General features: G+C 69.3%; 4 protein-coding genes and 1 pseudogene. All 5 read left to right on the forward strand.

Going from position 1 to position 3,773, the window contains the following annotated elements; genetic code table 11:
• Positions 1 to 885, forward strand: an 885-nt coding sequence (locus HUW62_RS46095) for an amidoligase family protein (protein ID WP_176438066.1), incomplete at its 5' end; no start/stop codon positions are given.
• Positions 886 to 1,394: 509 nt separating this feature from the next.
• Complete coding sequence (locus HUW62_RS46100; protein ID WP_141593106.1) at positions 1,395 to 1,835, forward strand: gamma-glutamylcyclotransferase family protein; 441 nt, start codon at positions 1,395 to 1,397, stop codon at positions 1,833 to 1,835.
• The gene (locus HUW62_RS46105; protein WP_141593105.1) at positions 1,832 to 2,218 is read left to right on the forward strand and encodes a gamma-glutamylcyclotransferase; all 387 of its coding nucleotides are present in this window, start codon (positions 1,832 to 1,834) and stop codon (positions 2,216 to 2,218) included. The genes HUW62_RS46100 and HUW62_RS46105 overlap by 4 nt, the downstream gene beginning before the upstream one ends.
• Before the next feature lie 8 nt (positions 2,219 to 2,226).
• Entirely contained in the window at positions 2,227 to 2,457 is a 231-nt protein-coding gene (locus tag HUW62_RS46110; protein WP_176438067.1) for a hypothetical protein, read from the forward strand.
• A 1,018-nt stretch (positions 2,458 to 3,475) separates the two neighbouring features.
• A pseudogene (locus HUW62_RS48280) lies at positions 3,476 to 3,773 on the forward strand (cell wall protein); the annotation flags it as partial.

Here is a 3,773-nt window from a genome sequence, read left to right on the forward strand (position 1 = left end):
GTGGGCGGGCACGTTTCCGGCGACTACCGGGGCTGGCAGGTGACGGACCCCCAGGGCCGCGCCTGGAAGGTGGTGCCTGACGGCTCGCTGAGCGGGGGCGACTACAGCGGCGAAATCGTTTCCCCCATCCTCACCTACCAGGACCTGGACGCCTTACAGCAGGTGGTGCGCGCCGCCCGCGAGGCTGGCGCCCGCGCCGACGCCTCCACCGGCATCCACATTCACGTCGACGGCAGCCGCTTCGACGCGAAGGGCGTCACCAACTTGGTGAAGATGGTGCACAAGCAGGAGCGCCTCCTGGAGACCGCCCTCGGGGTGAGCGCGGCGCGGCTGAGCCGCTTCTGCAAGCCCATTGACGGGGCCTTCCTCCAGCGGCTGGAGGCCCGGCGCCCGCGCACGCTGCAGGAGGTGAACGAGGCTTGGTACGGGCGCCGCAACCTCGCCCCGCAGCGCTACGACTCCAGCCGCTACCACGGCCTCAACCTCAACAGCCTCTTCTTCCGGGGCACGATTGAATTCCGCTACTTCAACGGCTCGGTGCACGCGGGCGAGGTGAAGGCCTACGTCCAACTGGTGTTGGCCCTCGCCGCCCGCGCCCTGGCCTCGAAGGCCGCCTCCAGCAAGCGCCGCGACTTCAACCCCGCCACCGCCAAGTACGACTTCCGGGTGTTCCTCCTGCACCTGGGCCTCATCGGCGAGGAATTCAAGACGGCCCGCCTCCACCTCCTCAAGAAGCTGGAGGGCAGCGCCGCCTGGAAGGGCCAGCGCCGCGACAGGCGCGGCCCGGGTGGGGGTGGGGACGGCTCGCCCGGCAGCGAGGGCTCGCAGGGCGATGCAGGGGCCGCTCCGGGCAACACGCCCACCGACGCCCGCGCCGCCGCGTGACGGGGCCTTCGCGGGCGCCACGAAGCCCTGGCGCCTGCCTGCGCTGGCGCCAGGGCCCGAGGAAGGAGCCCGGGCACCGGGCCCGCACCTTCCTGCGGTCCTCGCGCCCCTCCCTCAGACAGCGCTTGCTTCAATGGCGAACCAGAGCGTGTATGTCTTTCGCAAAGGACGGGTGCCTCTCGCCGACACAAGAGACGCAACAATGAAAGCATACGGAGTTGCCCGCAAAGACAAAGGCTGTTGCCCGGGCCACGACAAGTTCCCGGCCGAGACATACCGAAGCCGACGCTCCAAGAGGGCCCACACCCGAGACACCCGCCTCGCGCACCGGCGCGCTCGGGCCCGAGCGAGGGCAGAACTCTTCAACGAAGAGTAGGCCGCGCCGCGCTGGACGACGCGCCCTACCCAATACACCTCCAACAACGAGGCACCACGCCAGGGCCCACGAGTGCCCCTGGCGCGCAACGATAACGGCGGGCCGCGCGCCCGCCCTCCACCGGAGAATCCCCATGCTCTACTTCGCCTACGGCTCCAACCTCGACAGGGCCCAAATGCGCACACGCTGCCCCGGCGCCACCGTCGAAGCCCGGGCCACCCTTCCCGGCCACACCCTGGTGTTTGGCGGCTACAGCCGCCGCTGGGGCGGCGCAGTCGCCAGCCTCCAGCGCGTGCGCGGCGCCCACGTCGAGGGGTTGCTGTACCGCCTCACCCCCGAGGACTTGCGCGCCCTCGACACCTTCGAGGGGCACCCCTTTGCGTACCGGCGCGCCGCCCGACTGGTGACGGACAAGGCCGGCCACCGCCGCCGCGCGCTGGTGTACCTGCAGCCCGAAGCAGGCTTCGAGGCCTGGCCGCCCGCTGGCCGCTACTTCCGCGTCCTCTGGCACGCCTATGGGCGCCTGGGCTTCAACCGCGCCGCGCTCGCGGGCGCCCTGGGCGGTGCGGCATGAAGCGCGCCTCAAAGTCGACGCGCGTCTTCGTCTACGGAACGCTGCTGTCCGGCGAGCCCAACCACAGACTCTTGTGCGGCGCACGCCTCGTCGGCCTAGCGCGGACGCTTCCCCGCTTTACCCTCTACGACTACGGGCCCTTCCCTGCCCTCGCCTCCAGGGGCAAGCACGCTGTCGAGGGAGAGATGTACGAAGTCGACGCGCTCATGCTGGCGGCGCTCGACAGGCTCGAGGGCCACCCTCGCTTCTACCAGCGCACGTCCATTGCCCTCGACGGTGCCGGCCGCGTCGAGGCATACCTGTTTCCCAAGGGGCGGTTGGCTGGCCGCCCCATCATCGAGTCCGGTTGCTGGCGCACTCACCTGAAGGAGAAGAAGTCATGATGATCATCATGCGCGACGGACGTGTCTTCGAGGGCACGGCCGTCCAAATCGTGAAGGGAATGCAGAACATCGCCTTCGGCGTGGAGCGCCTCTCCATTCCCGAGTACATCGACTGGGTGGTTGCCAATACCCAGCGTTTCGAGTCCGTCGCGCTGCGCGTGCAGGGCGAAACCGCCGAGGAGAAGGCCGCGTCCCTCGTGGATGAAATGCTGCGCGAGGGCTTGGCGACGCGAGGGTGAGCCGTGCCGGCATGGCATGCCTCTCAGGGTATGCCCATGCGGCCCGGGCCCGTCCGCCGGCCGAAGCGCCCTGTTTCACCTGATGTTTCACACACGTCCAGGAGGCGCGCCCCTCATGCGTGGTGCTCGCCACTACTGAGGGGCAACTCTCTCGCGCCGCGAGCAACCCACTCCCGTAGTGCTTCCTGCTCCGGGGGGGGGAGCGCACGCCGAGTCATTCGCCTCCACCAGCCTCAACGCATCCTCCGCTCCCAGTACGTGCGACGCCGCGACCTCTGCTCGTCGGTACTCCTCTTTCGCCCTGGCGAGCCGCGTCCGCGATTCGGCACTCCCGTCCATCGTCGCGTACGCTCGCTGCAACGCCGCCTCCACCCGCCGCAGTTCTTCTGCGAGGGCCTCCCGCTCGCTCATCGTCATCCGCAATCCCCACAGCACGCGACGTGCCAGTTCGCCGGGCGACTCACGCCCACAACCATTTCCGTGAGGTCACTGCGTATTGTCACCAGAGGCGGGCGCTCCCTTCCTCCACTCAAGCAATACTCGACTACGACACATGCCCAAAGAATGGTAATCATCACCCGCCGTCTCAACGCGCATTCGCCCCGAATACACAGCAAGGCGAGCAAAGCCACACATGCCCAAAATTCCACGTCCTCCCGTTTCGGCTCAGGGTTCATCCTCATCCACGAGGCAGCCGCTCCGCCCACCTGCTCCGAAGTCCCCAAGCTCTATTGAGGCGGCCTTCCGCACCGCCCTCGATGAGGAGCTGGCGCGCCCACTCGCAAGCCTCGTCGCGAGACTGGCCGAGGTGGCGAAGCGTCTCGCCCCAGGGCCCCAACAGGAAGTGTCGCGCCAGCGCCCAGGCCACGACGCGCGGCCTCCGCAACCCGCTCCAGCGCAGCACCTGCCCCCGCGCCCACCTCCCGCGACTACGGCCAGGGCGTGTGCCGTCATCGGCTGCCAGCGCCCCCACCGCAGCCAGGGCTACTGCGGAGCGCACTACCAGAAGCGGCGCCTCATGATGGCGACAGGCCGCCTGCATTCCGCGTGGGTGGAGGACGCCGCACCCCGCAGCATCCCCGACGTCATCCTCCCGCGCGGGCGCAAGCCCAAGGCTGACACCGCGCCTGCTACGCCACCCCCCACCGTCAACCCTGCCCCTCGCATGTGGGTGCGAAAGAAGGGGGCGACGGGGACGGACGGCCCCTCCAGCCCTGGAGCGCCAACGCCTGCCGGGAAGCCGCCAGCGAGTCACCTTCCCTCGGATGGCGAGCGCGCCAAGGCCACCGCTCAGCGCTGGGCCAGCGAGTTCCGCT

Source organism: Myxococcus sp. AM011 (assembly GCF_013372595.1).
GTDB lineage: Bacteria > Myxococcota > Myxococcia > Myxococcales > Myxococcaceae > Myxococcus > Myxococcus eversor.

Excerpts from the sequence above, each read along its gene's own strand:
- HUW62_RS46100 (WP_141593106.1), top strand. The coding sequence starts at position 1,395 with ATGCTCTACTTCGCCTACGGCTCCAACCTCGACAGGGCCCAAATGCGC.
- HUW62_RS46105 (WP_141593105.1), top strand. The coding sequence starts at position 1,832 with ATGAAGCGCGCCTCAAAGTCGACGCGCGTCTTCGTCTACGGAACGCTG.
- HUW62_RS46110 (WP_176438067.1), top strand. The coding sequence starts at position 2,227 with ATGCGCGACGGACGTGTCTTCGAGGGCACGGCCGTCCAAATCGTGAAG.